This window comes from Agrobacterium sp. ST15.13.013 (assembly GCF_027956525.1).
In the GTDB taxonomy this organism is placed as follows: domain Bacteria; phylum Pseudomonadota; class Alphaproteobacteria; order Rhizobiales; family Rhizobiaceae; genus Agrobacterium; species Agrobacterium salinitolerans.
Genome location: NZ_JAQKGP010000018.1, coordinates 33,435 through 59,458, shown reverse-complemented (window position 1 = coordinate 59,458; position 26,024 = coordinate 33,435). Strand labels below are relative to the sequence as shown.

The 26,024-nt window shown below is 58.9% G+C and carries 20 protein-coding genes and 1 pseudogene; 4 read left to right on the top strand and 17 right to left on the bottom strand.

The window, feature by feature from the left end; all coding sequences use genetic code 11:
• Position 1 precedes the first annotated feature (1 nt).
• Complete coding sequence (locus PL597_RS18045; RefSeq protein ID WP_162520533.1) at positions 2–1,003, bottom strand: ABC transporter substrate-binding protein; 1,002 nt, start codon at positions 1,001–1,003, stop codon at positions 2–4.
• A gap of 48 nt (positions 1,004–1,051) precedes the next feature.
• A complete protein-coding gene (locus PL597_RS18040; RefSeq protein ID WP_271365861.1) occupies positions 1,052–2,134 on the bottom strand; it encodes a 4-oxalomesaconate tautomerase in 1,083 nt (360 codons plus the stop codon).
• 105 nt (positions 2,135–2,239) lie between these two features.
• Between PL597_RS18040 and PL597_RS18035 the strand changes: the two genes are divergently transcribed.
• Positions 2,240–3,136 (top strand): LysR family transcriptional regulator, encoded by an 897-nt coding sequence (locus tag PL597_RS18035; protein WP_077984698.1) that lies wholly within the window; start codon positions 2,240–2,242, stop codon positions 3,134–3,136.
• 214 nt (positions 3,137–3,350) lie between these two features.
• A pseudogene (locus PL597_RS18030) lies at positions 3,351–3,560 on the top strand (IS3 family transposase); the annotation flags it as partial.
• A gap of 226 nt (positions 3,561–3,786) precedes the next feature.
• On the opposite strand, the gene PL597_RS18025 reads toward PL597_RS18030, so the two are convergent.
• The 9 genes from PL597_RS18025 to PL597_RS17985 form a co-directional block, all read right to left on the bottom strand.
• A complete protein-coding gene (locus PL597_RS18025) occupies positions 3,787–4,932 on the bottom strand; it encodes an alpha-hydroxy acid oxidase (protein ID WP_077984699.1) in 1,146 nt (381 codons plus the stop codon).
• 50 nt (positions 4,933–4,982) lie between these two features.
• Positions 4,983–6,650, bottom strand: coding sequence for an acyltransferase (locus PL597_RS18020; protein ID WP_269827161.1), 1,668 nt, complete (start codon positions 6,648–6,650; stop codon positions 4,983–4,985).
• Positions 6,647–8,521, bottom strand: a complete 1,875-nt coding sequence (locus PL597_RS18015; RefSeq protein ID WP_271365859.1) for a DUF2264 domain-containing protein — start codon at positions 8,519–8,521, stop codon at positions 6,647–6,649. Before PL597_RS18015 ends, PL597_RS18020 begins: the two co-directional genes overlap by 4 nt.
• 69 nt (positions 8,522–8,590) lie before the next feature.
• Entirely contained in the window at positions 8,591–9,871 is a 1,281-nt protein-coding gene (locus tag PL597_RS18010; RefSeq protein WP_271365857.1) for an ABC transporter substrate-binding protein, read from the bottom strand.
• Positions 9,872–9,919: 48 nt separating this feature from the next.
• Positions 9,920–10,624: a hypothetical protein gene (locus tag PL597_RS18005; RefSeq protein WP_271365856.1), complete on the bottom strand. Its 705-nt coding sequence runs from the start codon at positions 10,622–10,624 to the stop codon at positions 9,920–9,922.
• A 19-nt stretch (positions 10,625–10,643) separates the two neighbouring features.
• On the bottom strand, positions 10,644–11,753 hold the full coding sequence (locus PL597_RS18000) for an ABC transporter ATP-binding protein (RefSeq protein WP_137412562.1): 1,110 nt from the start codon (positions 11,751–11,753) through the stop codon (positions 10,644–10,646).
• Between the two features lie 13 nt (positions 11,754–11,766).
• Entirely contained in the window at positions 11,767–12,939 is a 1,173-nt protein-coding gene (locus PL597_RS17995; protein WP_137412561.1) for a glycoside hydrolase family 88 protein, read from the bottom strand.
• 4 nt (positions 12,940–12,943) lie between these two features.
• Positions 12,944–13,780 (bottom strand): carbohydrate ABC transporter permease, encoded by an 837-nt coding sequence (locus PL597_RS17990; protein ID WP_077984706.1) that lies wholly within the window; start codon positions 13,778–13,780, stop codon positions 12,944–12,946.
• Positions 13,781–13,783: 3 nt separating this feature from the next.
• Positions 13,784–14,713: a carbohydrate ABC transporter permease gene (locus PL597_RS17985; protein ID WP_202048328.1), complete on the bottom strand. Its 930-nt coding sequence runs from the start codon at positions 14,711–14,713 to the stop codon at positions 13,784–13,786.
• Positions 14,714–14,958: 245 nt separating this feature from the next.
• Here PL597_RS17985 and PL597_RS17980 point away from each other — a divergent pair, with 245 nt between their 5' ends.
• Together PL597_RS17980 and PL597_RS17975 are read left to right on the top strand one after the other, a co-directional pair.
• On the top strand, positions 14,959–16,746 hold the full coding sequence (locus PL597_RS17980) for a heparinase II/III domain-containing protein (protein WP_271365855.1): 1,788 nt from the start codon (positions 14,959–14,961) through the stop codon (positions 16,744–16,746).
• A 10-nt stretch (positions 16,747–16,756) separates the two neighbouring features.
• On the top strand, positions 16,757–17,554 hold the full coding sequence (locus tag PL597_RS17975; RefSeq protein ID WP_271365854.1) for a carbohydrate-binding protein: 798 nt from the start codon (positions 16,757–16,759) through the stop codon (positions 17,552–17,554).
• A gap of 56 nt (positions 17,555–17,610) precedes the next feature.
• Here the strand turns inward: PL597_RS17975 and PL597_RS17970 are convergent, their stop codons facing one another.
• The 6 genes from PL597_RS17970 to PL597_RS17945 form a co-directional block, all read right to left on the bottom strand.
• Positions 17,611–18,363, bottom strand: a complete 753-nt coding sequence (locus PL597_RS17970; RefSeq protein ID WP_077984710.1) for a FadR/GntR family transcriptional regulator — start codon at positions 18,361–18,363, stop codon at positions 17,611–17,613.
• 145 nt (positions 18,364–18,508) lie between these two features.
• Positions 18,509–19,519, bottom strand: coding sequence for a 2-hydroxyacid dehydrogenase (locus PL597_RS17965; RefSeq protein WP_269827166.1), 1,011 nt, complete (start codon positions 19,517–19,519; stop codon positions 18,509–18,511).
• Between the two features lie 60 nt (positions 19,520–19,579).
• On the bottom strand, positions 19,580–21,202 hold the full coding sequence (locus PL597_RS17960; RefSeq protein ID WP_077984712.1) for an ABC-F family ATP-binding cassette domain-containing protein: 1,623 nt from the start codon (positions 21,200–21,202) through the stop codon (positions 19,580–19,582).
• A gap of 125 nt (positions 21,203–21,327) precedes the next feature.
• Entirely contained in the window at positions 21,328–22,566 is a 1,239-nt protein-coding gene (locus tag PL597_RS17955) for a vWA domain-containing protein (RefSeq protein WP_191218611.1), read from the bottom strand.
• A 168-nt stretch (positions 22,567–22,734) separates the two neighbouring features.
• Entirely contained in the window at positions 22,735–23,613 is an 879-nt protein-coding gene (locus PL597_RS17950) for a transglutaminase family protein (protein WP_271365851.1), read from the bottom strand.
• A gap of 4 nt (positions 23,614–23,617) precedes the next feature.
• The gene (locus PL597_RS17945; RefSeq protein WP_269824945.1) at positions 23,618–26,023 is read right to left on the bottom strand and encodes a circularly permuted type 2 ATP-grasp protein; all 2,406 of its coding nucleotides are present in this window, start codon (positions 26,021–26,023) and stop codon (positions 23,618–23,620) included.
• Position 26,024: the final 1 nt, after the last annotated feature.

The window sequence follows — 26,024 nt, the reverse complement described above, 5'->3', positions numbered from 1 at the left end:
CTCAGTTTGCGGCCTTCGAGGCAGCAGCCTCGACGAACTTGTTGGTGTAGGTGGTGTTGAGATCGATCGTCGCCTTGGCAACCGCATCATTGAAGCTTTTCAGAACCGAAAGCGGCGTTTCGAGATCGGCAGGCTCGAACTTGCCGTCTTCGGAGAAGATCGCCTTGGCTGCTTCGACAGCCTTGATGTAGGTCTGCTTGTCGCCGGACACGAAATCATCGGGAAGCTTCGCCACGATTTCTTCCGCAGAATGCTGCTTCATCCAGTGCAGCGCCCGAACCGTCGCGTTGGTGACTTTCTGAACCACTTCTGGATTGGCATCGATATAGTCCTGCGTCGCGTAAAGGACCGATGTCGGATAGATGCCGCCATAGACATCCCTGGCGCCCTGATCGCTACGGGCATCGATGAGGATCTTGCCCAATCCGCGTTCCACGACGATGGTCGCGGCAGGATCGTAATTGACGAGCAGGTCGATCTTGCCCTGCTGCAGAGCGGCTACGGCTGCAGCACCCGAACCGACGCCGATGATGGAGATGTCGTTGTCGCTGAGATCATGCTGCTTCATGTAATAGCGAATGAAGAAGTCCGAGGAGGAGCCGGGCGACGTAATGCCGACCTTCTTGCCCTTGATCGTCTCGGGCTTGGCCGGATCGAAGTCCGTGTCGTTCTTGCCGGCGAGAACCAGGCCCGAGTTACGGGCAAGCTGCACGAAGCCGACCACATGCTTGTTCTGCGACTGCATCTGGATCGTATGATCGTAGAAGCCCACGGCAACGTCCGTGGAACCCGCGACAAGCGCCTGCAGGACCTTCGACCCGCCTTGGGCAAAGTTCTCGGTCGTTACATCAAGGCCCTCCTCCTTGTAGAAGCCAAGGCTCGCAGCCACGGGGAAAGGCAGGTTGTTGAGGTTGTACGAGCCAACGCTCATCCTGACGGATTCGGCATTGGCTGATGCTGCCAGCGCACAGAGCGCGGCGGTTGCAAGCAGATATTTACGCATAAGGGTCTCCTCCCGGTTCAACTATATTTTTCGCCACTATGGCCGCGTCTAGGCTGCGTCTTCAATCGCAGCGGTTGGTTTGGCAAAGGCGAAGCCTTCGAAAAGCCTGCGCGCCGTTCTTACAAGTCCGGCCGTTATTGCTCCGTTTCGCATCTCCAGCTGCACGTCGAGGCAGCCGGCGGGATGTTCGATGCGGATCTGGGTTGGCACCGAAAGGCCTCCAACCATATTATAAGCGACAGAGCCTTTGGTGACAGCCGCGGTTGCGATGCCAACAGCACCGGTCGTCGCCAGTGCAGGATGACACTCGTTGGGCATGAAATACCGTACCGAGAGAGTGCCGCCTCTGCGGGCAGGCGCAACGAGCACCGGTTTCGGAATGACCATGTCTTTGACATCACCCATTCCCATCAACTTTCCAGCCTCGATGCGGATGCGGGTCATCCGTGCGATGAGGTCCTTGTGAGCGCTCAGGGTTTGCGGATCCTCGTACCCCGTCACGCCGAGATCGGGTGCGCGGATGAGAACCATCGGAATGGCACAGTCTATGGCCGTCACGTTGACGCCATCGATTAGATCAACCGGCTTTCCAGTTGGTAGCAGCTGGCCGGTCTTCGCACCTGCTGCATCCATGAATGTCAATGCGATGGGTGCCGCCAGACCCGGAACGCCGTCGATCGAGGCGTCGCCGAGATAAATAACCTCATGACCGCGTGTCGGAACTTTCGCCTCGATCAGCTTGCCGGTATTCACGTTATGGATTCTCACAAGAGTATCCTTGCCCCGTGCTTCGACAAGTCCCGCTTCGATAGCAAAAGGGCCGACAGCGGCCAGCATGTTTCCGCAATTTGGCGAATAATCGACATACTGCCTGTCGGTCCGAACCTGCGCGAACAGGTAATCAATGTCCGCGCCCCGGACTGTGGAAGGGCCGATAATCGCAACTTTGGACGTAACCGGATTGCCTCCGCCAATGCCGTCGATCTGCAGTGGATGGCCCGACCCCATGATGGAGAGAAGGGCCGCGTCCCGGTCTACTCGATCACGGGGAAGATCGGATGCGAGAAAGAACGGTCCACGCGACGTTCCACCGCGCATCAGCACACAGGGTATCTTCAGCAGGTCGTTCATGGGTTGCCTCAATATTGCATTTGGCGGATCAATGCGTCGTGTTGTTGCAATATGAGCAAAAGAGTCTAATCTGTTAAATGCAATGTTTTGGAGTTTTATTGCGATATGAGCATCAATTGCGAAATTCTGGATTTGCGGGCGTTTCAAGCGGTGGTTGAATTGGCCAGTTTCCACAGGGCCGCCGAGGCGCTTCACATCTCGCAACCGGCGCTCACCCGCCGTATCCAGAAACTGGAGCAGGCGATCGGGGCGCCCCTTCTGGAAAGAACGACACGCCACGTTGCCCCCACTGCCATGGGACAGGAAGTCATGCCGCTCGTTCGGCGTATGCTCGAGGAATTTGACGGATCGCTTTTTGCAATGAAGGACGGCGCGCAACGGCGTGGGCTTATCACCATGGCCTGTGTTCCGACCGCCGCCTTTTACTTTCTTCCCACCGTCATCAAGACCTTCAGCCAGCAATATCCCCACATAAGGCTGAGGATCAGGGATTTGACAGCCAATGAAGGTCTTCAGGCGGTCGCCAGAGGCGAGGTGGAATTCGGCATCAACCTGATGGGCAATTCCGATCCCGAGCTTTCATTCGAGCCCCTCATCGATGACCCCTTCGTGCTGGCGATGAGGAAAGACCACCCTCTGGCAGCCTACGAGACAATCGAGTGGGACCAGCTGGAGGCCTTTCCGCTGGTTGTCGTGGACCGTTCAAGTGGCAACAGGACGCTTCTCGACAGCGCGCTTGCGCGATGCAATCTAAAATTGAATTGGTTTTACGAGGTGACGCACCTGAACACGTCGCTCGGTCTCGTAGAAGCTGGACTTGGGATTTCCGTCCTGCCGCGGTTGGCAACGCCGCAGGGCGATCACCCATTCCTTATCACCCGGCCGATCGTCAACCCGGTGGTTTCCCGCACGATAGGCATCGTGCGGAGAAGGAGTAACGCGCTGTCTCCGGCGGCGGAAAAATTCGTGGAAATGCTGTTGAGAACTTGGAAAACACATTAATTTTACAGCCTCGTGCGGTCTAAACCTCAGGCCCTGATACGGGGGATTGTTCGTGAGCATCTGGCCACTTTGGAGTAGTGTCGAGCTATTGCTGTTGGTTCTAAGCACGAGATCGCCCTCGGTCGTTCCGCGACCAGCGCTCGCCAATTTAGCGCCGTGATTATCTGATCATTTGCCTCGCAGCGAGGATACCCCCTCTTGAAGTGGAGGATGCCGGCGCGGAAACTGCCATGACAATACCGTGCACCAGAGCTTCTTCAATCTGTTGAGCCGGGAGCGGGTATGCCGAAAGGTTTATCGCTCAAGAGACGAAGCCAGGCAGGACGTGTTCGACTACATCGAGATGTTTTACAACCCGAAGCGCAAACATGTCTAAAACGGGATGCTGTCACCCGTCGAGTTCGAAGAACGGCAGAAAACGTAACCCGAGGGTGTCTACGAAACGCGGGGCTATTCAGTTTCTCTCCGGAGCCAAGCGTCATCGCTCGCTGATTTCAGCCTGCTTTTGCGGGCTTGTTTGTCTGGCGCTCGTCTGGAACATCAGTATGGCGCTTCAGGAGCAGCGACGAAACGCGGCTGAAATGGCATGCGGTTTCACGTAGTCGGTTGCGACCGCGCTTCGCCCAGCTCTCTTCCAACGTCCAGCTTGTTCAACGAAACCGAAGGTTCCGGCGTGTCAGCTGATCGACGGAGGTGCAGCCCATCAGTTTCATGCCGCGCTCGATTTCGATACGCATCAACTCGAGCGCTCTTTCCACGCCCGGTTGCCCGGCAGCAGCCAAGGGGAAAAGGTAATAGCGGCCGAGCCCCACGGCTTTTGCACCGAGAGACAGTGCCTTCAAAACATGGGTGCCGCGCTGCACGCCGCCATCCATCATCACGTCGATCCGGTCGCCGACCGCATCGACGATCTCGGCCAGCTGATCGAAGGCGCTGCGGGAGCCATCGAGCTGGCGGCCGCCGTGATTGGAAAGCACGATGCCGCTGCAGCCGATGTCGACGGCGCGTCTGGCGTCATCCACCGACATGATGCCCTTCAGGCAGAACGGCCCGCCCCATTCGCGCACCATCTGCGCCACGTCGTCCCAGTTCATCGAAGGGTCGAGCATGTCGGTGAAATAGCGGCTGATGGAAAGAGCGCCGCCGTCCATTTTAATGTGGTCGTCGAGCTGCGGCAGGCTGAAGCGCTCATGCGTCAGGTAATTAATGCCCCAGGCCGGCTTGATGGCAAATTGCGCGATGCCGGAAAGATTGAGCTTGAACGGAATGGCAAAGCCGGTGCGCTTGTCGCGCTCGCGGTTGCCGCCGGTAATACTGTCCACCGTCAGCATCATCGCCTCGACACCGGCGCTCTTGGCGCGCGCCATCATATCGCGGTTGAGGCCTCGGTCCTTGTGGAAATAGAACTGATAGACCTGCGGACCGCCGCTGATCCGGCGCGCTTCTTCCAGGCTCGTGGTGCCGAGCGAAGAAACGCCGAACATCGTGCCGTATTTTCCCGCCGCGGCCGCAACCGCCCGTTCCCCCTGATGGTGGAAGAGGCGTTGCAGCGCCGTCGGCGAACAATAGACCGGCATGGACAGCTTCTGCCCCATGACGGTGACCGACATATCCACATCGGCCACGCCCCGCAGCACATCGGGAACGAGATCGCATTTCTCGAAGGCGGCCGTGTTTCGCCGATACGTCACCTCGTCATCGGCGGCGCCGTCTATATAATTGAAGATCGGTCCGGGCAGACGCTGCTTGGCCATGCGGCGAAAATCGTGGAAATTATAGCAGTCTTTGAGTTGCATCTTTTACTCGACCGGTCAGGTTTGAAAGCTTTCAAAAGAGTGTCGGAAACCTATACCGGAGATTTGGAGCGGGCAATCAGGCCACGGACGATTTCCGCAGGCTCGAAGCGATGGATGCCGCGAGGTCGGAACGGCAGGAGATGTTCCGCATCGAGGAGCTTCGCTGAAAGCCAGAGAACCGACATCCACATTTCCGTGCCCTGCAGGCCGGCCGGATGCCCCTCGGCAAAGGCAAATCCTCTGTTCCTTTGCCAGCGTCCCTCATTTCGGCGCAGAATTTCGCGGGCTATCTCTTTCGCCTCGTCCTGCCGGTGATCCGTCTGTTTCAGGCACAGAAGAAGCGGGTGGATCGTATCGAGCAGGTTACAGGCATTAAAATCCTCGCCGTGGAAACCGCCATAGGCACGATAATTGGCGATAACGGAGTCTATTGCTGCGTCCGGATAGGGAAGGGAAAGGCCGAACTGCGCGTAAGAGCCGCGGGTAAGCCGGTAAAAACCGTTGACCGGTTGCAGCAGGTCCTGTGCGGCAGTCGGCTCACCCCAAAGCCCGGTGGTTTTGTCCGCATTCATCGCCAGCCAACCGAAGAGAACGGTGAGGTTGTCGCCGGATGTGAAATAGCGCCTGTTGAAATAAAGCGCGGTGGCGATGGCGTCTATTGTGGCGCCGCAATGCCATGCCCGGCTTTGCCACGGCAATTCTTCCAGCAGGAGGATGAGTTCTTCGGCGCGCAGGCGCTCAATGAAAGCGATCGGCTGTTTTGGCGCAGCTCCGAAACATTCAAGCGCATATCCGACAGCCAGAATATTATAGAGGACGGCAGGGTCCTTCTCGGGAGATGTAGAAGAGCGGTGGTGACGGTTAAGAAAAAGCCCCGTTTCTTGATCCTGCAAGGCCTGAAGATTGGCCACGGTTTTTCCGGTATCGAAAGCGATCTTTTCCTGTCCGAAGGCTGCTGCGATCTCGATGGCATCGCACAGATGCCTGACGCTTTCGACCTCACCTCCAGATGCATCGGCGGAACGATAGTTACCATCCTCGCCATAGGAGCGGATGGCCGCAAGCCAGTCGTCCGCAATCTCCTTGCCGAGTTCTCGCAGCGGGCTATCGGGTTCCATCAGCGTCGGCGCGGCCGCTTTTTTTCCGCGATATCGCAGAACCCGGGCGGGAACGCCGCCTGCAATGGCCATGGCGGGAATGTCCTTCGCCACCACCGCGCCTGCGGCGACAACAGCGCCGCGTCCTATCTTCACGCCATCGAGCACAACCGCATTGGCGCCGATCCAGACGTCGTCGCCGATCTCTATCCCGAGCGAGGTCAGCGGTTGGCGGTGGATCGGAGTTTCAATGTCGTCGAAGCCATGGTTGAAGCCGACGATGCTGACATGTGAGGCGATGCGCACGCCATTGCCGATTGTAACCTTACCGGAAAGACAGGCATAGGGGTTGATCGAGACATTGTCGCCGAGTTCGATATCGCCGCGCACGATTGCGTAACCGGCGATCCACGAATACGCACCCATAAGGAGTCTATCCGTATGCACCTCGGCCTTGGCGGCGATGTAGACGCCCTGCCCGAAAACGGTGTTGGCAGAGCGCTTGAGGCCACGCAACCGCGCCTGATGGTCGGGGCCGTCGATATCCTCCTGCTTCCGCTCCCAGGTCAGGATGTTCAGCCGATCCGACCTTTGGGAAAAGCTCGATACTTCGTCTGTCATCTCCGCCAGCCTGCGCGGGTTTCATCGAGAGCATAGGCGGGAACGCGTCGCCCCCCCCGCCTGAACATCTCTTCCAGCCTCGGGAGATCTGGGCTTTCGGGGAGGACAGCCAATGCGGCCTCTGCTTCTCTACCGGCCGGCAGTGCCATGGCCGCCGTCACCAGCAGCGTTTCGCCGGATGCGATGGCGCCGCGCAATTGCGGAACAAGGGTTCTGGCGTGGATGAGATTGGTATTGGCGATTGCCTGATGGCACACGCCTTCGCGCCGAATGCCAGCCGAAAGATCGACGATGAGGCTGGTGTCAGTCTGTCCGCAACAGACGGCGCGACCTCCACCCGCCTCGGTGCAGTCGCGATTGAAATCGGCCCGCTCTATGGCAAATCCGCCTTCCGATGTTTGCAAGGGGCGCGGGGTGCGGATGCGGTGCAGCCTTATGTGCCAGGGGTTTTGTGGCACGAGCCAGGTCTCGATCTCGACATCCGCCCATGGCCGCCAGCGGGAATAGAGGCAGTCTCTCGCAATCAAGGCCTCTTCCAGCGTCTCGCGGGTGCGCAAGTGCACGCCATCGTCGGAAAGGCCGAGCATGCCGTCGAAACTCGCGGCGGCGAAATGCCGGTCATCCGCCTCGACATTGAAGGCATAACGGGTGGAATAGACGAATTTCGAGTATTTTTCCTGTGCGCCGCGCATCCTGTCGTGCTGCTGCCCGGAGGACAGGACCACGATATTGCCCGGCGTATGAAAGGCCACCATACCTGGCTCCGCCAAGGGAACCGGTTCGGCAAATTCCTGCGGTTCGGCCTCTTCCGCAGTCCAGAATGGGTGATCGGCGGGCAGCGCCAGCGGCAGGAAAAATTTGAGCGCCCAATAGGGGGAACAGGGAGAATTGTAGCTCTCGCTCATCAAAAGATTTGGGTAGCCATATCCGACCGATAGGACGCCGTCGCGGTCCGCGATTGGCCGCTTCGACCACCAGCGGATATGGCGCATGTAATAACCCTTGATCTCTGGCCACGGCAGCGCCTCCAGACCGGAAAAGGCAAGAGCGCCCCAAAAACCGCCCGCCGCAAAACGGTAGGTCTGGCTGCGTCCGAAGGCGAGCGAGGCCCCGTCAGGCCCGAACCAGTGGCGTATGTCACGGGTGAAAATGCGCGAGCGTTCGAGCAAGCGCATTTTTCGCGCGTCGTCGCCTTTTGCCAGCACCGTATAGATCAGGCCGTAAAAATGCATGGCGAAGGGAATATAGTGGTCGACCCGGCGCACCGGCCCGTCGCGATACCAGCCGTTGCCGATATCGAAAGCCTCGAGTTCATCGAGATAGGTCTGGGTCTTGGCGCGGTCGAATTCCACGCCGACCCGTTCCAGCCCGAGATCGATCAGAACCCGGAAGAATTTCCAGTTATTGTCGACGAATTCCCGCTCGCGGGCAGCAAGAAGATAGGCGGCGACGGCCCGCCTGTCCGTTTCGGCAAGCGGCTCCCAGATATGTTCGGGAACCATGGCGAGCGCAAATCCTATCGCCGCCAGCTCGACCAGCCGCTGGTGCCGATCAGCCGTGTCGCCCCAATATTCGGGGTGGGCGGGGTTGGCGCCATTGGCCAGTCCACGCCTGTAGAGATCCCAGTGGGGAAAGTCATAACCGCCGGCGGCAAGTGGAACGATGCCCCATAGTGGCCGGGCAAAACCCTCCAGTTCCGCCGCAGGAAAATCGAAAATCGCCCCCGTCGCTCCAAGTCGGACACGCGCGCCGCCGGGTGAAAAACAGGCAAGCAGCGGGTTGAAGAGATCGATCACCGCCTTTGCGAGATCGTCCCGGCTTAAAAGCGGATTGTGAAAGAGCGGATTGGCTGTGGCGGTCTCGTGAGGCACGGTGACGAATATCCGGAATTCATGATCGAAGGAAGGGCCGCAGGCTCATCGCCCGCGGCCCTGGGGCAATTATTTAATGGCCTTGACGCCGTCATTCATGTCCTTGATGCCATCATCGATGGAGATATTGTCGGTCATCAGCGCATCATGCACGCGGTTCAGCACAACTTCGATCTTGGCCGCATTCGGGTTGACCGCCATTTCCAGATAGGCCTTGCCCGCCTGCAGCGCGTCCTTGCTGTTCTGATCCTGCGGGAAGCCCGGCAGTGCTGCGATCTTCTCGGCCACATCATCGGTTCTGAGCGCAGGGAAAGTGCCGGTGGAGGCGATGATCGCCGCACCCTCAGGTCCGGTAACGAAGTGGATGAAATCCAGCGCCGCTTCCTTGTGGTCGGAATTGGCATTGACCGACAATCCTGCAATCTGCGCGGCCGTCGCCCCTGCCGGCACACCATCCGGATGGGGGAACTTCACGATGCCCCAGTTGGCGCTTTTCGACTCGCCGGATTTCACCTTGGCAATCTGGGTGCCGACAAACCATGTGCCCATGGGCAGCATGCCGATCGTTCCGTTGAAGAAAAGAGCGGAATAATGGGTATTCGAGGTTTTCAGCGAGGCGTAGGACGGTATCGCGCCGCTCTTTTGCAGGGCAAGCGCACGCTCATACCAGGGTTTCAGGAATTCATAATTACCGTCCACCAGCGTGTGCTTGCCGTCCTGAATACCGGGCAGCTGCACCGTCGAACGCCAGGTGTGCAGCAGCGCGCCGTAGGTGCGGTTGGCGCCCATGCCACCCTTCAGCTTGCCGGCGATTTCATCGAACTGCGCCCAGCTCATGTCATTGGTGGGGTAGGGCACGCTGGCCTTGTCGAAAATATCCTTGTTGTAATAGACCACCCAGAAATCCGAGCGGAACGGCAGGGCGTAAATCTTGCCGTCGATGGTCAGTTCCTCGATCAGGCCGCCATAGGGCGTCGTCTCGATCTTCTGGTCCTTGATGAAGCCGCTGAGATCGGTAATGTTGCCGGCGCGCACCAGATTGGCGTAGCCGGGCACGTCCTTGATGGTGACGACGTCGATATCCTTGGAGCCGCCGGTCAGCTGAGTGGATATCATCTGCGTATAGTCCTGCGAGCCGAGGTCGACCACCTCGAACGTCACGTTCGGATGTTTCTGCTTGTAGGCCTCCATCAAGGGTTTGAAATAAGCGCCCTTGTCCAAATCCCAAAGCGCCCATTTAAGCGTGACGGGCGCATCGCCCGCAGCAAGCGCCGTTCCTCCCATGCCGATCGCAATGCCGAGACCGGCGGTTGCGAGAGCAAATGCACGTCTGGTTGTCTTAAACTCCATAGCCCGTTTCTCCTTCCCTGACTGATGTCGTTTTGATTTTAGTCTGCCTTAAGCGCTGCTCCCCGCCGGTTCGGGTTTCGGCGCGCGTGTTTTCGCTGCAGCGTTTTTCGCTGCGAAACACAGGGCGAACATGCCGAGCGAAAAATTGATGGTGGCCGGCATGAACACCGACACCGGATAAAAGAGGATGTGTGCGATCCACAGCGCTGTGACGAATCCGAGCGCCGCCAGCATCGGCAACGGTCTGATGAGCGCGGAAAATGCCGCCTGCCGCAGCGTTTCTCCAAGCAGCAAGTCCTGTTTCGCCATGAGAACAATGGCGTAGGCGCTGAGAAGGATGAGAAGCAGCGTCACTGCCAGACTGATCGTAAAGGGCAGGCTATAAACGAGCTGAAGCCGGGCGGCCCCGGCATAGCTGACAGTCGCGTAAACACCGGCGCTCACCAGCAGCGCGCTCAAAACCACAAGTGCGGTGCCGCGAAGAGCGAACTTCCGCAAGGCCTCGAGAAAGTCGCGCAGCAGATAGGTATTCTCGTCATTTGCGAAGGAAACTGAGATGCGGGCCGTGGCCAGCATCGCCGCTGGCATCGTCACCACCGGCAGGCTGGCGATGATGAACAGGAGGTTGAGCTTCACCATCTCCCACCATTCGCGCTTGACGATATCGAGGAACAGGGCAACGCCGGTAAGCGGCGGGGCGTTCTTGTCGATCCCGGCCCCTTCCCTTGTCCATAAGCCTTCCAGCCATTGCATCGCGTTTCTCCCCGTCGCCTTAATAAAGGATCGATCGCTCGGTGGCGGGATCGAAAAGCTGTGCATTCGTCAGATCCGCCACCAGTTCGACGGGATCGCCGATCTTCGCCCTGAAACGCGGTGAGACGCGCGCGACGAGGTTTCGCCCGCCGGAGACGAGGTTGAGATGCACCTCCGATCCCATCGGCTCCGCCAGTTCCACCGTCGCCCGGAAGGGTGCGACATTGGCGGCGTCGATATCCGCCGGGGCGAATTCGTGGAAGTTTTCCGGGCGGATGCCGAGAACGATGTCCTTTCCTTCATATGGGTGCAGGCGTGCGGTATCGATGCCTGCCGGCAGTGGCAAGGAAGCGCCGTCGAACAGGGCGGTGAAGCGGTCGCCGTCACGGCGTAGCGTTACCGGCAGCATGTTCATCTGCGGCGCGCCGATGAAGCCCGCGACGAACATGTTGATCGGTCGGTCGTAGAGATTTTGCGGCGTATCCACTTGCTGGATATGGCCATCCTTCATCACCACGATACGGTCCGCCATGGTCATGGCTTCCACCTGATCGTGGGTGACGTAAATGAAGGTGGCGTCGAGCCGTTTGTGCAGTTTGGAGATTTCCGACCGCATCGTTCCGCGCAGCTTGGCGTCGAGATTGGAAAGCGGCTCATCGAGCAGAAAGACTTCCGGATTGCGCACCATGGCGCGGCCAAGCGCGACACGCTGGCGCTGGCCGCCGGAAAGCGCTTTCGGCTTTCGGTTCAAGAGATGGGTGATGTCGAGAATTTTCGCCGCATCCTTGACCTTGGTGTCGATGAGATGGCGCGGCGCCTTTCTGAGTTCCAGACCGAAGGCCATGTTCTTGTAGACCGTCATATGCGGGTATAGCGCATAGTTCTGGAACACCATGGCGATGTCGCGGTCCTTGGAGGGCACATCGTTCATCACGTCCTCGCCGATGCGCAACTCGCCGCCGGAGATTTCCTCCAGCCCGGCGATCATCCTGAGCGTCGTGGATTTTCCGCACCCGGAAGGGCCGACCAGAATGATGAATTCCTTGTCGGCAATATCCAGATCGATATCGTGAACGACCTTGAGCGCGCCGAAGGTCTTGTTGAGTTTTTTCAGGGAAATGCTAGCCATCTGTGCCTCGCGCTCACCAATAGGAAGACCAGTTGCGCGAAAGCCGGATCAGCGCTTCCAGATAATAATAATCGCCCCAGGAGACGCACTCATCGACGCCTTCGCCCCGGCAGGTGTTGTGGGGCGTCTTCTTGGAATAGGTGCCGTGCAGAAGCTGCCCGTTGGAGATCGCGGGATCGCGAACCGAATAGAGATCGGCGAGGCTTTTCACCATGCGCCTTGCCAGGTCGCGATATTCCGCGGCCTTTTCCGGCGTTTCCAGCTCCGCCATTTCCAGGAGGCCGCAGGCGACGATGGCCGCCGCCGAGCTGTCGCGCGGTTCGCCATCGCCATCCGCAAAAATCAGGTCCCAATAGGGTACGAGATCATCGGGCAGGCGTTTAAGATAGAAGGCGAGAAGCCGCTCGAAGGTGTCGCGATAGGCGGGCAGACGCTCATAACGATAGGAAATGGCCATGCCGGCGATGCCCCAGGCCTGTCCACGGGCCCAGTAACTCTCGTCGCTGTAACCCTGCTTGGTCACACCGCGCACCGGCGCGCCGGTCTCCGGGTCCATGTAAAATGTATGATAGGTGGAATCGTCCGGCCGGACGGAATGGGCAAGTGTGGTGCGGGCATGGGCAAGCGCCACGGTGCGGTAGTCTTCCCGGCCCGTTTCACGGCTCGCCCAATAAAGCAGCGGCAGGTTTAAAAGGCAGTCGATAATGTAGCGATATTCGTTGGGATTGTCCCTGCGGCCCCAGGCCTGGATGAATTGCCCGACCGGCTGGAACCGTTCCATCAACTGGTCCGCCGCCATCAGCGCAGCGCGTCTTCCATCCTCATCGGCCACCAGTTTCCATGCGGCGATGCAGGAGGGCGAGTAGAGAAAGCCCATATCGTGATGATCGGTCTCGATGCGCTTTTCGATACGGTGCAGGAAGCTCTGCACCTGTATTTGCGCCGCATGCTGAAAGGTCCTGTCGCCGGTATGTTCGAAGGCGAGCCATATCTGGCCGGGCCAGAAACCGGCGGTCCACTGGTCGTTGGCCACTGCGGGGTAAAAATTCTTCACGCTCGAATGGTTCTGCGCGGCATAGGTGAACTCAGGCAGATTGCGCCTGACCTGCGCGACGGCGGCCGTCAGCGCTACGTCGATTTCCGCTGCGGTGATCGGGGTTGGAAGGGACGTGGTCAAATCGAGCATGAAATCAACCCTTGAGGCCGGTGGAGGCGACGCCTTCGACGAAGAAGCGCTGCAATGCCAGGAAAACGACGAGAACCGGGATGAGCGCCACCACCGAGGCGGCCATGATCAGCCCGTATTCCGCCGAATATTGCGAAATGAACATGCGAAGACCGATCTGGATGGTCTTCAGCTCGGTCTTGGTGAGATAGATCATCGGCCCGAGAAAATCGTTCCAGGTCGTGACGAAGGTGAAGATCGTCAAGGTGGAAAGCGCCGGTTTGGAAAGCGGCAGCATGATCTTCGCCCAGATCTGGTACTCGTTCATGCCGTCGATGCGCGCCGCCTCGCAAAGCTCGTTCGGGATAGACATGTAGAACTGCCGCATCAGGAAGACGCCGAAGGCGGTGAAGGCCTGCAGGAAAATCAGCGCGAGATGGGTGTTGTTGAGCCCGAATTCACGCATCAGCAGAAACTGCGGCACCATATAGACCTGCCAGGGCATGGCGATGGTGGCGATATAGCCGAGAAACAGCGTATTCTTGTAGGGAAAATGCAGCTTGGCGAAGGCGTAGGCCGCGAAGCTTGAGGTCAGCAATTGCAGTAGCGTGACGATGATCGTCAGCTTCGACGTGTTGTAGATGAACAGCGCCAGCGGGATTTTTGTCCAGATTTCCACATAGTTTTCCCAACGGGGCTGGGAGGGTATCCACTCGATCGGGAACGCGAAGACATCGCGGCTGAGTTTCAGCGACGCCGACAGCATCCATGCGAAGGGCAAAAGCATGACGATGGTGACGACGATGACGGTCAGATAGATGCCGATCGTGGCGGCGGGGATTTTGCGGCCCATGATGCGCATGGATCAATCCTCCCGCTGCCGTTTGAACTGGACGATGGTGACCACCAAGACCAGGAAGAACAGGACGAGCGCGATCATGCTGGAATAGCCGAGATCCCAGGAAATGAAGGCCTCATTGTAGATGTGGTAGACGAGAACGAGCGTCGAGGTGCCGGGACCGCCCTGCGTGATCATATAGACCTGATCGAAAACCTTGAAGGACTGGATCGTCAGCATAACGGTGACGAAAAAGGTCGTCGGCGCAAGCTGTGGCAGGGTGACGTGGATGAATTTCTGCCAGGCATTGGCGCCATCCAGCCCCGCGGCTTCATAAAGCTCCGAGTTGATGCCCTGCAGCCCGGCGAGATAGATGACCATGTAATATCCCATGCTCTTCCAGACGCCGAAGAGAATGACCGTGACCATGGCCCAGTGCCGGTCCGCCGCCCATCCCGGCATGTCGGCGGGATCGAGGCCGAGCGTATAGAGCAGCATGTTGACCGGACCCATCTCCGGATTGAAAATCATGTTCCAGACGACGGCCACGGCGACCAATGATGCGACATAGGGAAAGAACATGGCCGTGCGAAAGAAATTGCGGCCGAGGATTTTCTGGTTAAGCAGAATCGCGAGACCGAGTGCGCAGGCGAGCGTGGCCGGCACTGACGCGACGGTGTAGATGACCGTGTTCCAGAAGGCCGCGATGAAGGCCTTATCCTCGAAAAGCCGCCAGAAATTATCGAGACCGGCAAAACGCATGGCATTGGAGCCGTCCCAATGCATGAAGGCCAACGCAAAGGCAAAGAGGATCGGTCCGAGCGTGAAAATCGCAAAGCCGAGAAAATTGGGCGCAATGAAGGAATAGGCGACGAGCGCATTTTCTATTCCGCGCCGCCGTTTGGAGACGATGCGGCGTTTTTTCCTGCGATACGGAGTCGCCTGCTTGTCGGACATGGTCGCGGTTGCGATTGCCACAGCATATCTCCCATTGCCGCCGTTTCACCGCTTAATCGGTGGCGGCCCTGCATGTTCCATTGCGGTCCAGGTCTTCGCCCTGCCGCCTCCCGCGCTCTGGATAACACAATATCGATATTGGTCAAACAACTTTGCATAAAGTCAGACAAATTTTCTGGTTTTTCGGAAATACGTATGATAGGAGGCCCGTATCGGATTGCGGAACGCGCGGGAGGTTTGAGGGCGTGTTTGTCGAAATGATGCGTTTTCTGCCAGAGCGGTTCGCCGATTTCGGCGCGGAACTGACGGCGCAGAAAATACGGTCTTCAGCGCCGGGCGCGGTTTCCCGTGGTCTCATCGAGGCGGCGGAGCAGACGCTTGACGAACCTTGGTCCACAATTCTGGCGGGCGACTACCGGGAATATAGCCGCACCGGCAATCGCGATCGTTTCGAGGCGCTTTATTTTTCCCGAAGACTGAAGCTGAACGCGCTGGTTCTTGGAGAATGCGCCGAGGGGCAGGGTCGCTTTCTCGATGCCATCATCGATGGTCTTTGGCTGATATGCGAGGAAAGCGGCTGGCAATTGCCCGCCCATAATTCCCATATTCGCGGCGGCCCGCGAGATTCTCTTCCCGATCCGCAGAACCCGGTGATCGACCTGTTCGCCGCCGAAACGGGCGCCAATCTCGCTTTGTGCCTGCATTTGCTGGCACCGGAACTGGAAAGAGCGAATGCAAACCTTGTTTCCCGCATCCGCGCCGAGATCGACAGGCGTATCACGAAGCCCTATCTCGCCCGGCATTTCTGGTGGATGGGAAATGGCGACGAACGGATGAACAACTGGACGGCCTGGATCACCCAGAACGTCCTTCTCTCGACCCTGCTATTGCCCATAGACCAGTCGACGAGGCGTGCGGTCGTGGAAAAGGCGCTCAAGAGTCTCGATGCGTTTCAAAAGGATTATGCGGAAGACGGCGCCTGCGAAGAGGGCGTTCTTTATTATGGCCATGCGGCGCTTTGCCTGTTCGGGGCGATGAGCATTCTCGAAGCTTCTGCGCCGGGCTTCATGGCGTCGCTCTTTCATGCGCCGAAGCTGCGCGGCATGGCCGAATTCATTCTCAACATGCACGTGGCGGAAGACCGGTTCTTCAACTTCGCCGATGCGCCGGCGAAGGTCGAGACATCCGGCGTGCGGGAATATCGCTTCGGCAGGGCCGTTTCTTCGCTACCGCTTCAGGCTTTCGCTGCCGCCTGCTGGAACCGCTCACCGGACCGGATGATGTGCAAGGAGTGGAATCTCTGGTATCGGGTCCAGGCAGTTCTCGCCATCCCGGAATTGGCCGCGCCTGTCCCGGCGGAACCGGCAAAGATCGATATCGCCTATCCCGGTATCGGTCTGGCGATTGCCCGCGACGGGGTTTTCGATCTTGCCGTTAAGGCGGGTAATAATGGTGAGAGCCACAATCACAACGATGTCGGCAGTTTCACGCTTTATAAGAACGGCCGGCCGTTCATCATCGATGTCGGGGTGGAAACCTACACCGCAAAAACCTTCTCACCGCAACGCTACGACATCTGGACGATGCAATCGGCCTTTCACAATCTGCCGACTTTCGGCGGCGTCATGCAGGCTGCCGGGGCAGAGTTTGCCGCGACAGATTTTGCGACGGAATTTTCCGAAGAGCAGGCGGAAGTCTCTTTTGACATAGCCGGGGCCTATCCCGCCATGGCGCGTGTTGAACACTATCGTCGCCGCGTCCGATTGCTGCGTGGCAGCCATGTGGAAGTCGTTGACGACTATCACGGCGGGCAGGAGGCGGTTCTGTCGCTGATGGTTGCCGAAAAGCCCGCTGTCACGCCGGGTGTCCTGAACTTTGCGGGGTTGGGAGAGATAGCCTGCGAAGGCGCGGGAGAACCCGCAATCGAAGCCATAACAATCGACGATGCCCGCCTTCGCCAGTCCTGGCCCCCGGTGATCTATCGCATTCTCATCCCCATCGCAGCCCAGCGTCTGTGCCTGACGATCAGTTAAGGAAGTGCCGATGAAACTTACACTCAAGGTTGTCAATGCGCTGGGTGATGTTCTGGCGAAAGCCGAAGCGGAGGACGAAGCTCTGCTCGTTTATCGCGCAGAATATTGCGAGGGTGACAGGCTTGTCGTTGAGATTTCACAGCCCGGTCATATCTGGCTTGCGCTCGACGCCGGCATGCAGCCGACGCTGGTTTTCCTGCACGGAAATGAATTCACCCTGCCCATTCCTTCCGCGGCGAAACGCAAATCCTATCCGCCGCAGGCGTTCAGCGGCAATCTTCACAGGATCGCCGCGCGCCGCACACTTGCCGGTGAAATTGGAGTTCGCAGGAATCTGGCGCTCAACCCGTTTGACGATCATGAGAACACCTCGCTGTTTCCGCACGTTTATGCGAGCACGGAAACGCGTGGGGAGGCGGCCTTCGCAGCCCGCAATGTTATCGATGGTGAAAAGGCGAGCGCGGGCCACGGCTTCTGGCCCTATACAAGCTGGGGCATCAACCGCGATCCCGAAGCTTCGCTGACCCTCGTATTCGGCCGCGCAGTCCTTATCGACCAGCTGACTTTTTACCTGCGGGCAGACTTCCCACACGATGCCTGGTGGGAAAAAGCGAGCGTCACTTTTTCCGACGGCGAAAGTGCGAGCTTTTCCCTGCAGAAAACCGGTGTGGCCCAAACCTTCCCGGTTGTGGCGCGCCGGGTGGAGTGGATCCGTCTGCATGATCTTAAAAAAGCGGACGACCCTTCGCCCTTTCCCGCGCTGACGCAGATCGAGGTCTGGGGGGCGGATCTGCGGGAAGCGCCGTAGCCCCTGATCGCGCCTTTCAGAACACAAAGCTACGACCCGGGTTTACGTGAAATCCTTTAGCTGTGTGCGATGCCGCGCATGTCGCGCATCATGTCGCGGTAACGGTGCTGGCTGCCGCGCAGATGCGCTTGCATCGCCAGCTTTGCGGCTTGTTCGTTCCGGTCCGATATGGCGATGACGATTGCCTCGTGCTCCTTGTGGATCAATCGCCGGTAAGCTGTCTGGTCGTTCTCGCCGGTTTCGGAAACCACGCGCGATTGTGGAATTACGGTCTGGCCGTGCAGTTCGAGGAACTGTGTGAAAAGCGGATTGTTGGTGGCGGCCGCAATGGCGAGATGCAGCGCCAGATCCGCCTCACGAATGGAGCGGTTCTCCTCGATACATTGCAGAAGCCGGGCGTGACAGTCGAAAATCGCTTCCTCCTGCGATGGCGAGCGGCGGAGGGCGGCGAGCCCCGCCGCTTCGATTTCAAGCGGCGTCCTGATTTCCAGCACCTCCAGATCGGAAGAAAGCCGGGCGCGGTCAACACCGGGTGTGGGTGACGTGTCCTTTTCATGCTTCAGTACGAAAATGCCCGCTCCCTGACGCACCTCCACCAGCCCGTCGCAGCGTAGCGCCGTCACCGCCTCGCGCACGACGGTGCGGCTGACGCCATGGGTTTCCGTCATCTCGATCTCGCTGGGCAGGCGGTCGCCGGGCCCATATTGCCCGGAGGCAATCGCGTTTCTCAGGCTGAGGCTAACTCTGCTCACCAGAGAACCGGAGGATTTGCTGCGCTGTTTTTGCTGTTCAGGCACGTCGGTCACCATGCATTGAAATCGAGGCAGGCGTGGAGCCTGTCAAATATGTATGATGAATTTCATTAAAACTCAATGATCATACCAATTTTACCTGCCTTCATGCAGAGGAGGCGCAGAATGGTACTAAAAATCTTCCCGATTCTGACCGGAGACACTAGGCCGGGCCAGCAAACTGTTCCGTGGAAACGGCATGCAACGCCCTGCCGGTCCTGAAAAAGCTCTCGATATTGCCGATCGTGGTGTCCGCGATATTTTTGAGCGCCTCCTGCGTGAAGAAGCCCTGATGACCGGTGACCAGAACATTTGGAAAGGTCAGCAGTCGCGCGAAAACATCGTCGCGCAGCACCTCGTTGGAAAGATCCTCGAAAAAGAGATCGGCCTCTTCTTCATAGACATCGATGCCGAGACTGCCGATCGTGCCGTCTTTCAGGCCTGCAATTGCCGCCTGCGTGTCGATGATGGCGCCGCGGCTGGTATTGACGAGCATCACGCCCTTTTTCAGAAGTGGCAGCGTCTCTCCACGAATAAGGTGGCGGGTCTCCGGTGTGAGCGGGCACATCAGCGCCAGAATGTCCGATGTTCGGAACAGCTCCTCGCGCGTGACGTAGACCATGCCCAGCGCCTCGCAATCCGGATTTGGCCGTAGATCGTGGCCGACGAGACGGCAGCCGAAGCCGGCCGCAATGCGCGCGAAAATCGCCCCGATCTTGCCCGTGCCGACAATGCCGACGGTCTTCCCGTGAAGATCGAAGCCAAGCAGGCCATCGAGGGCGAAGTTTCCTTCGCGGACACGGTTATAGGCGCGGTGGATCTTGCGGTTGAGCGACAGGATGAGCGCCATGGTGTGTTCGGCGACCGCATAGGGCGAATAGGCCGGCACGCGCGCAACGGTCAGGCCGAGCTTTTCGGCGGCGGCGAGATCGACCTGATTGAAACCGGCGCAGCGCAGGGCGATGAGCCGGACACCCATTTCCGCAAGCTTTTCAAGCACCGGCCGCGACAGGTCGTCATTAACAAAGGCGCAGATCGCCGCCGCTCCCTCCGCCAGCGCAACTGTCTCTGGAGACAGACGTGCTTCGCAATATTGCATCCGCATGTCAGCGTGGGCTGCAGCGTCAAGGAACTGCCTGTCATAGGGTTTGGCGCTGTAGACCACGATCCGCATCTGTTTCTCCAGTCTCCAAACGAAAGCTGCCGTGACAGGGCGATGCGTCCGGCAGATATCTTAGCTGCGAAGACCCGGTGCCTCCTGTCCCGTGCTCTCGACATATTCGGTATAGCCGCCGCCATATTGGTGGATACCGTCAGGCGTCAGTTCCAGCACCCGGTTCGAAAGTGCGGCCAGGAAATGGCGGTCGTGCGAAACGAACAGCATCGTGCCTTCATAATTTGACAGAGCCTTGATCAGCATTTCCTTGGTGTCGAGATCGAGATGGTTGGTCGGCTCGTCCAGCACGAGGAAGTTCGGCGGATCGAACAGCATGGCGGCCATGACGAGGCGGGCCTTTTCGCCGCCGGAAAGAACACGGCAACGTTTTTCCACGTCGTCGCCGGAAAAGCCGAAACAGCCGGCAAGGGCGCGTAACGGCGCCTGCCCCGCCTTCGGAAAACGTTCCTCCAGCCATTCGAGAATGGTGCTGTCGCCATCAAGCACATCCATGGCATGCTGGGCGAAATAGCCGAGCTTGACGCTGGCGCCGAGGGTGACATTGCCGGAATCCGGTTCCGCCGTGCCGGTCACCAGCTTCAGCAGCGTCGATTTTCCGGCGCCGTTGATGCCCATGATGCACCAGCGTTCCTTGCGCCGCACCATGAAATCGAGCTCGTCGTAGATCGTGCGGCTGCCATAGGTCTTGTTGACCTTCTTCAGCGCCACGACATCCTCGCCTGAGCGAGGAGCGGGCGCAAATTCGAAAGCAACCGTCTGACGCCGTTTTGGCGGCTCGACGCGGTCAATCTTCTCGAGTTTCTTCACACGGCTCTGCACCTGCGAGGCGTGCGAAGCGCGGGCCTTGAAGCGTTCGATGAACTTGATTTCCTTGGCGAGCATAGCCTGCTGGCGCTCGAACTGCGCCTGCTGCTGCTTTTCGTTCTGCGCGCGCTGCTGCTCGTAAAAGCCGTAGTCACCGGAATAGGTGGTGAGATTGCCGGCATCGATTTCGATGATCTTGGTGACGATGCGGTTCATGAATTCGCGGTCATGCGAGGTCATAAGCAGCGCGCCGTCGTAGTTCTTCAGGAAGTCTTCGAGCCAGATCAGGCTTTCGAGATCGAGATGGTTCGACGGTTCGTCGAGCAGCATCACGTCAGGGCGCATGAGAAGAATACGGGCAAGCGCCACGCGCATCTTCCAGCCGCCGGAAAGCTTGGAAACATCGCCGTCCATCATTTCCTGGCTGAAGCTCAAGCCATCCAACACCTCACGCGCACGGCCTTCCAGCGCGTAGCCGTCCAGCTCCTCATAACGCGCCTGCACTTCGCCGTAACGTTCGATGATGGCGTCCATCTCGTCCATCCGGTCGGGGTCGGACATGGCGGCTTCCAGTTCCCGAAGCTCCGCCGCCACTTCGCTGACGGGGCCTGCCCCTTCCATGACTTCCGCGACGGCCGAGCGGCCGGACATTTCACCGACATCCTGATCGAAATAACCGACCGTCATGCCCTTTTCAACGACGACCTGGCCCTCGTCGGGCTGCTCTTCGCCGGTGATCATCCGGAACAGCGTGGTCTTGCCGGCGCCATTCGGGCCGACAAGGCCGATCTTCTCGCCGCGATTGAGCGCGGCGGAAGCCTCGATATAGAGAATGCGGTGACTGTTCGACTTGCTGATGTTTTCGATGCGGATCATGACAGGGCCTGTGAATGGGAGCGGCCCTCCTATGCCACGGGCCGCCGCCGCTGTCACCTGCCGGACGTGTCGTGTCAGCCATGCAGCCGACAAGATGCTCCGGAGAAGCCGCTCCGGAAACAGAATCAGTTGGTGAGCGTGGCCATGCTGCCGGCAGCCTTGCGGGCGATTTCGCCAAAGGCTGTGACGATCTGTTCCATGTTTTCCGGCGCGTAATAATTGTCAGCGCTCGATGCACAATATTGCAACAGCGACTTGCCCCTGTCCGGCGCCATGAAGGCGACGCTGAAAATCTTGATCCCGTCTTTCTTGGCGGTCTCGCAGGTGGTGCGTACCGACTGGTCGATGCTGGAGTTCCACGAGGCGCTGTTGCCCGTCATTTCGCCGTCGGTCATGAGAACAATGTAGCGCTCGAACGATTCACTGCCTTTGTCTTTATGTGCTTTCGCTTCGGTGGTGTTGGATTTTTTAAGGGCGTTATAAGCGGCGTTCAGGCTGCTGCGGGCATCCGTGCCTCCGGTAGGGAATTCCGGGATTTGCTTGTCAACGTAGCTGACAACGCTGCCCGTACCCCAGCTGATGGGCTGGGCCGCATAGGTCTCATGCGTATAGACCGAGGCGCCTGTTCGGACGAGCTCTGAACCGCCGTTAGCCGTGTAGGTCGGGTCAGCCTTGTTCAATGTTGCGACGAGGAACCCAACGGCCGTTTTGAGCGAGGTGGCCTTGTTGATGTAGCAAGGGCTGGATGTGGCCCTCGCTTCGCTGCTACCCCAATTGTCTGTCGTATAAACCGGGCACGATTTTTTTGCGGTATTGATGGTATCCGTCTTGAATGACATCGAACCGGAACGATCAAGTGCCAGATACATGGAGATCGGTGCGCCCTTGTTGACGGTGCTCTTTGCGGTGCCCGTTACCGAAAGATCGAGCGTTTTTGCGCCAATGAATCCCAGGAGCGGATTGAGTTCTATCCGACGGTTGATCGTGGTCTCGACGGTGTAGGTCTTGCCGCGGGCATTTTCCGTCGTCGCAATGCTGGTCGGAGAATTCTGCTCCAGTTCCTTTTTCTCTTCCTCGGTCAGGCTCTTTTCCATCTGGGCGGCGATGAAGTTCTTGGCGATTTCCTTGATCTGCTCGTCCGTCATATCGCCCATTTTCAAACGGGCCTCGGTCGCCGCCGCAAGGGCCGCCGAATCCGCGGTATTCTGCATATCCGCTTTCACCTGCATCACATTCGCCAACTCCATGCCGGCGCCGGCAAAACCCAGCAGGACCGGCAGCAGGATGGCCGTCATCATGCCGAAATTGCCGCTGGTATCGGCAAGAAAACGGCGCTTGGGTTTTTGATGTGCAGAGGCGGTCATGACGGGCTCACAGATTAGAATATTCGACTGAGCACAGAAAAGCCGCAAACGATGTAAAATCCGCTAACGTGATCGGTTCAATTTTACACAGTGTTCACATTGGAGCAGTTTTCGAAGTATTTTCAAGAATTGTCTGGCGCGATGGCCGCAATAATACACATCGTGTCATTATTGGACGGGGATGACGTCGACGGCCTGTTTTATCTGCTGGTTGCCATAGCTCTTCAAGACACCGATCACCGGGGCGACATCGGAATAGTCCCGGCCGTAACCGACAACGATATGGTCGCTTCCGGCGACGATATCATTGGTGGGATCGAGTTCCAGGTAACCGGCCGCTTCTCCGCACCAGACGCGAACCCAGGCATGCATTGCATCGGCGCCTTCAAGCCGTTCCTTGCCCGGTGGCGGAATGGTGCGCAGGAAACCGCTGACATAACCGGCGGGAATGCCGAGGCTGCGCAGCGCCATGATCATGATATGCGAAAAATCCTGGCACACGCCGCGCTTCAGCTTGAAGGCTTCCGATGGCGTCGTATCGACGGTCGTCGCCTCGCCGTCATAGGTAAAGTCCTTGTGGATGCGTTTGCATAGAGAGAGCGCGATCTCGCGAATGGTCATTCCGGGTTTCAGCAATTCCCGGGCATAGGCGGATATTGTTGCGTCCATTCCGATCCTCGGGCTCGCACCGATGAAGTGGTGCGGCGACTGGAAATCGAGCGACCAGACATCGGCCAGGTCCTGCGGCAGGCGGGAAAGCTCGGGCGAGAAATCCGCCGTCAGCGCCAGCGACTCCACCATCACGCGGGCCTGCATGCGGATATCCAGCTTCTCATGCGGTGCGCGCAGATGCACTGACGTGGCCGATTGATGAAAGAAATCCTCGAAGGTGGCACGTTCTTCCGGCACAGGCGAAACATCGATGGAGCCGGCGACAAGCCGCTGCCGGCCGGGGATGGAGAGCGGCAGAACGCGGATGATGTGGCGCGCGCCGTGGGCCAGCGTGTCGTAAGTGTAACCCATATGCAGGGAAAGATCGTAAAGCATAGGATTATCCGAGATAGGTCCGGGCCAGAACATCGGAGAGATGTTCCATGTCGGTTTCGAGCTGGCGATAGATCGCGCCGTTCATGTTTTCCGGCGTCATGACCGCAAGCCCGGAATGCAGGCGCATCGCCTCGCGGTAGAAGGGCGACATCTGACCGTTGACGAAGGCGTTCGGAAGCTGCTCCACCTCGGTGCGGATCTCGTTCAGCTGGAACAGGATCGAGCGGGGATTGAGCGGGTCGAGCGCCAGAAGATCGGTCACGGTCAGGCCGGCCGTATTGACGTTGTAGCGGCGGCGATGGGTCATGACGCTGTCGCCGATTTCAAGCAGCATGTCATAGGAGCCGTCAGGCGCGTCCGGGCCGGTCATATGGCCGAGAAGACGCGTCATATGCAGGCCGCGCTCCAGGTAACGGCCGATCGACAGGAAACGCCAGCCGGTGAAGCGATACATGTTTTCGTGCACGAGACCGGCAAAGCCTGCAAGCTTGCGCAAAAGGATCGTCATGGCATGGGTAGCGTCGTCGCCGGGGGCCACTTTCGCGTGGAAACGGCGGGCGGTCTTGGCAAGGTCGTTCAGCGCCAGCCACCCGTCCGGCGAAAAGCGGTCGCGAATGTTGCTGGCGGAATAAAGCGCGCTGTTGATGTTGTTCAGCAGGCTTTCCGGCACGGCATCGTTCATCTCCACATCGAGCGTTTCGAGATAGCGTGTCACATGGGCAAGCAGCGGCTGGCGCGGATCGGCGGATTCGGCATAACGCCCGTGCCAGGCGCGCAGGATGCGCAGGGCGCCTTCCGAACGCTCGATATAACGCCCGAGCCAGAACAGATTGTCGGCTGCGCGGCTCGGCAGGCTGCCCGGCATATTGCGGGTGAAGCTCTCTTCCGCCGGCAGAAGCGTGGTGCGCTCCACAGGTCTGTCACTGACGATCCAGACATCGGCAGCGCTGCCGCCCGATTGCATGGCGATGGCAGACACATCGTCGCCGCTGCCGATCCGTGCGAAGCCGCCCGGCATGATCTGCCAGCCTTCCTGGGTGCGCGCAGCAAAAACGCGAAGGCTCATCGGGCGCGGCACGAGCTTGTTGTCGATATAGGCCGGGGTGGTTGAGAGCTTCACCACTTCCTGGCCCACCAGCCTGTGGCCGTCGGAGGTAAGCCAGTCGCTGATCGATTCCTTTGCAGTTTCTCTCAGGGAAGAGCCGAGCACGGACTGGCCGTTGTCGTCGAAGAAGGGAAGCCGGGAATAGGCAGGCCCGATGACCATGCCTTCGATATTGCCGGCGACATGGCGGCGTTCGGCTTCCTGACCGCACCACCAGGTGGCGATGGATGGCAGTTTCAGCTCCTCGCCCAGAATGTGGCGGCAGATGCGCGGCATGAAGGCGAGCAGCGCCCTGGTTTCGAGAATGCCGCTGCCGAGCGCGTTGACGATGGTGAGCGCCTCATTGCGCAGCGCCTGCACCATGCCGGGCGTGCCGATATGGGAGTGCTGGTTGAGTTCCAGAGGGTCGGAATAGGAGGCGTCGAGACGCCGCCACAGAACGCCGATCGGTTTTAGCCCGGCCACGGTTCTGACCATGACGCGGCCGTTGACGACGGTGAGGTCCTCGCCTTCCAGCAACATGAAGCCGAGATAACGGGCGATATAGGCGTGTTCGAAATAGGTTTCGTTGGCGGGACCGGGCGTCAGCACGGCGATCCGGTCATCCGGGTGCTTTCTTTGCGCCTGCAGCGCGTCGCGGAAAGCACCGAAAAACGAGGCGAGACGGTGGACATGGGTTTCCGCATAGATATCGGAAAGCGCGCGAGTGGTCGCCACCCGGTTTTCGAGAGCAAAACCGGCGCCGGACGGTGCCTGCGTGCGGTCAGCCAGTACCCACCAGTTGCCGTCAGGTCCGCGGCCGATCTCGAAGGAACAGAAATGCAGATAGTGGCCGGTTGCCGGTTTCACGCCGACCATGGGCCTTAGAAATTCCGGATTGGAGGCAATCAGCGCTGGCGGCACATAACCTTCCTTCACCAGCCGGTTCTCGCCGTAAAAATCGGCAACCATGGCTTCGAGAAGATTGGCGCGCTGCTTCAGTCCTTCGGAAAGTACCGTCCATTCCCTGTCGTCGATCAGGACCGGAATGTGGGAGATCGGCCAGTTTCTTTCGCTGCTGCCCTTGCCGTAGTCGCGGTAGAACACGCCGGCGTCGCGCAGATAGCGGTCGGTGCGGGCAAAGCGCTCGTGCAATTCCCGTTCCGACATGCGCGACAGGGCGTCGAGCAGGGTCTTCCAGACCGGCCTGACCTTGCCATTGGTATCGAGCATTTCGTCGGCAACGCCCGGCAAGGGGGAATATTCAAGCCCGCGTGGTTGCGCGCCTGTTTCCGTCTTGCGTTCCGTTGCCGGGGCTTTGGACAAT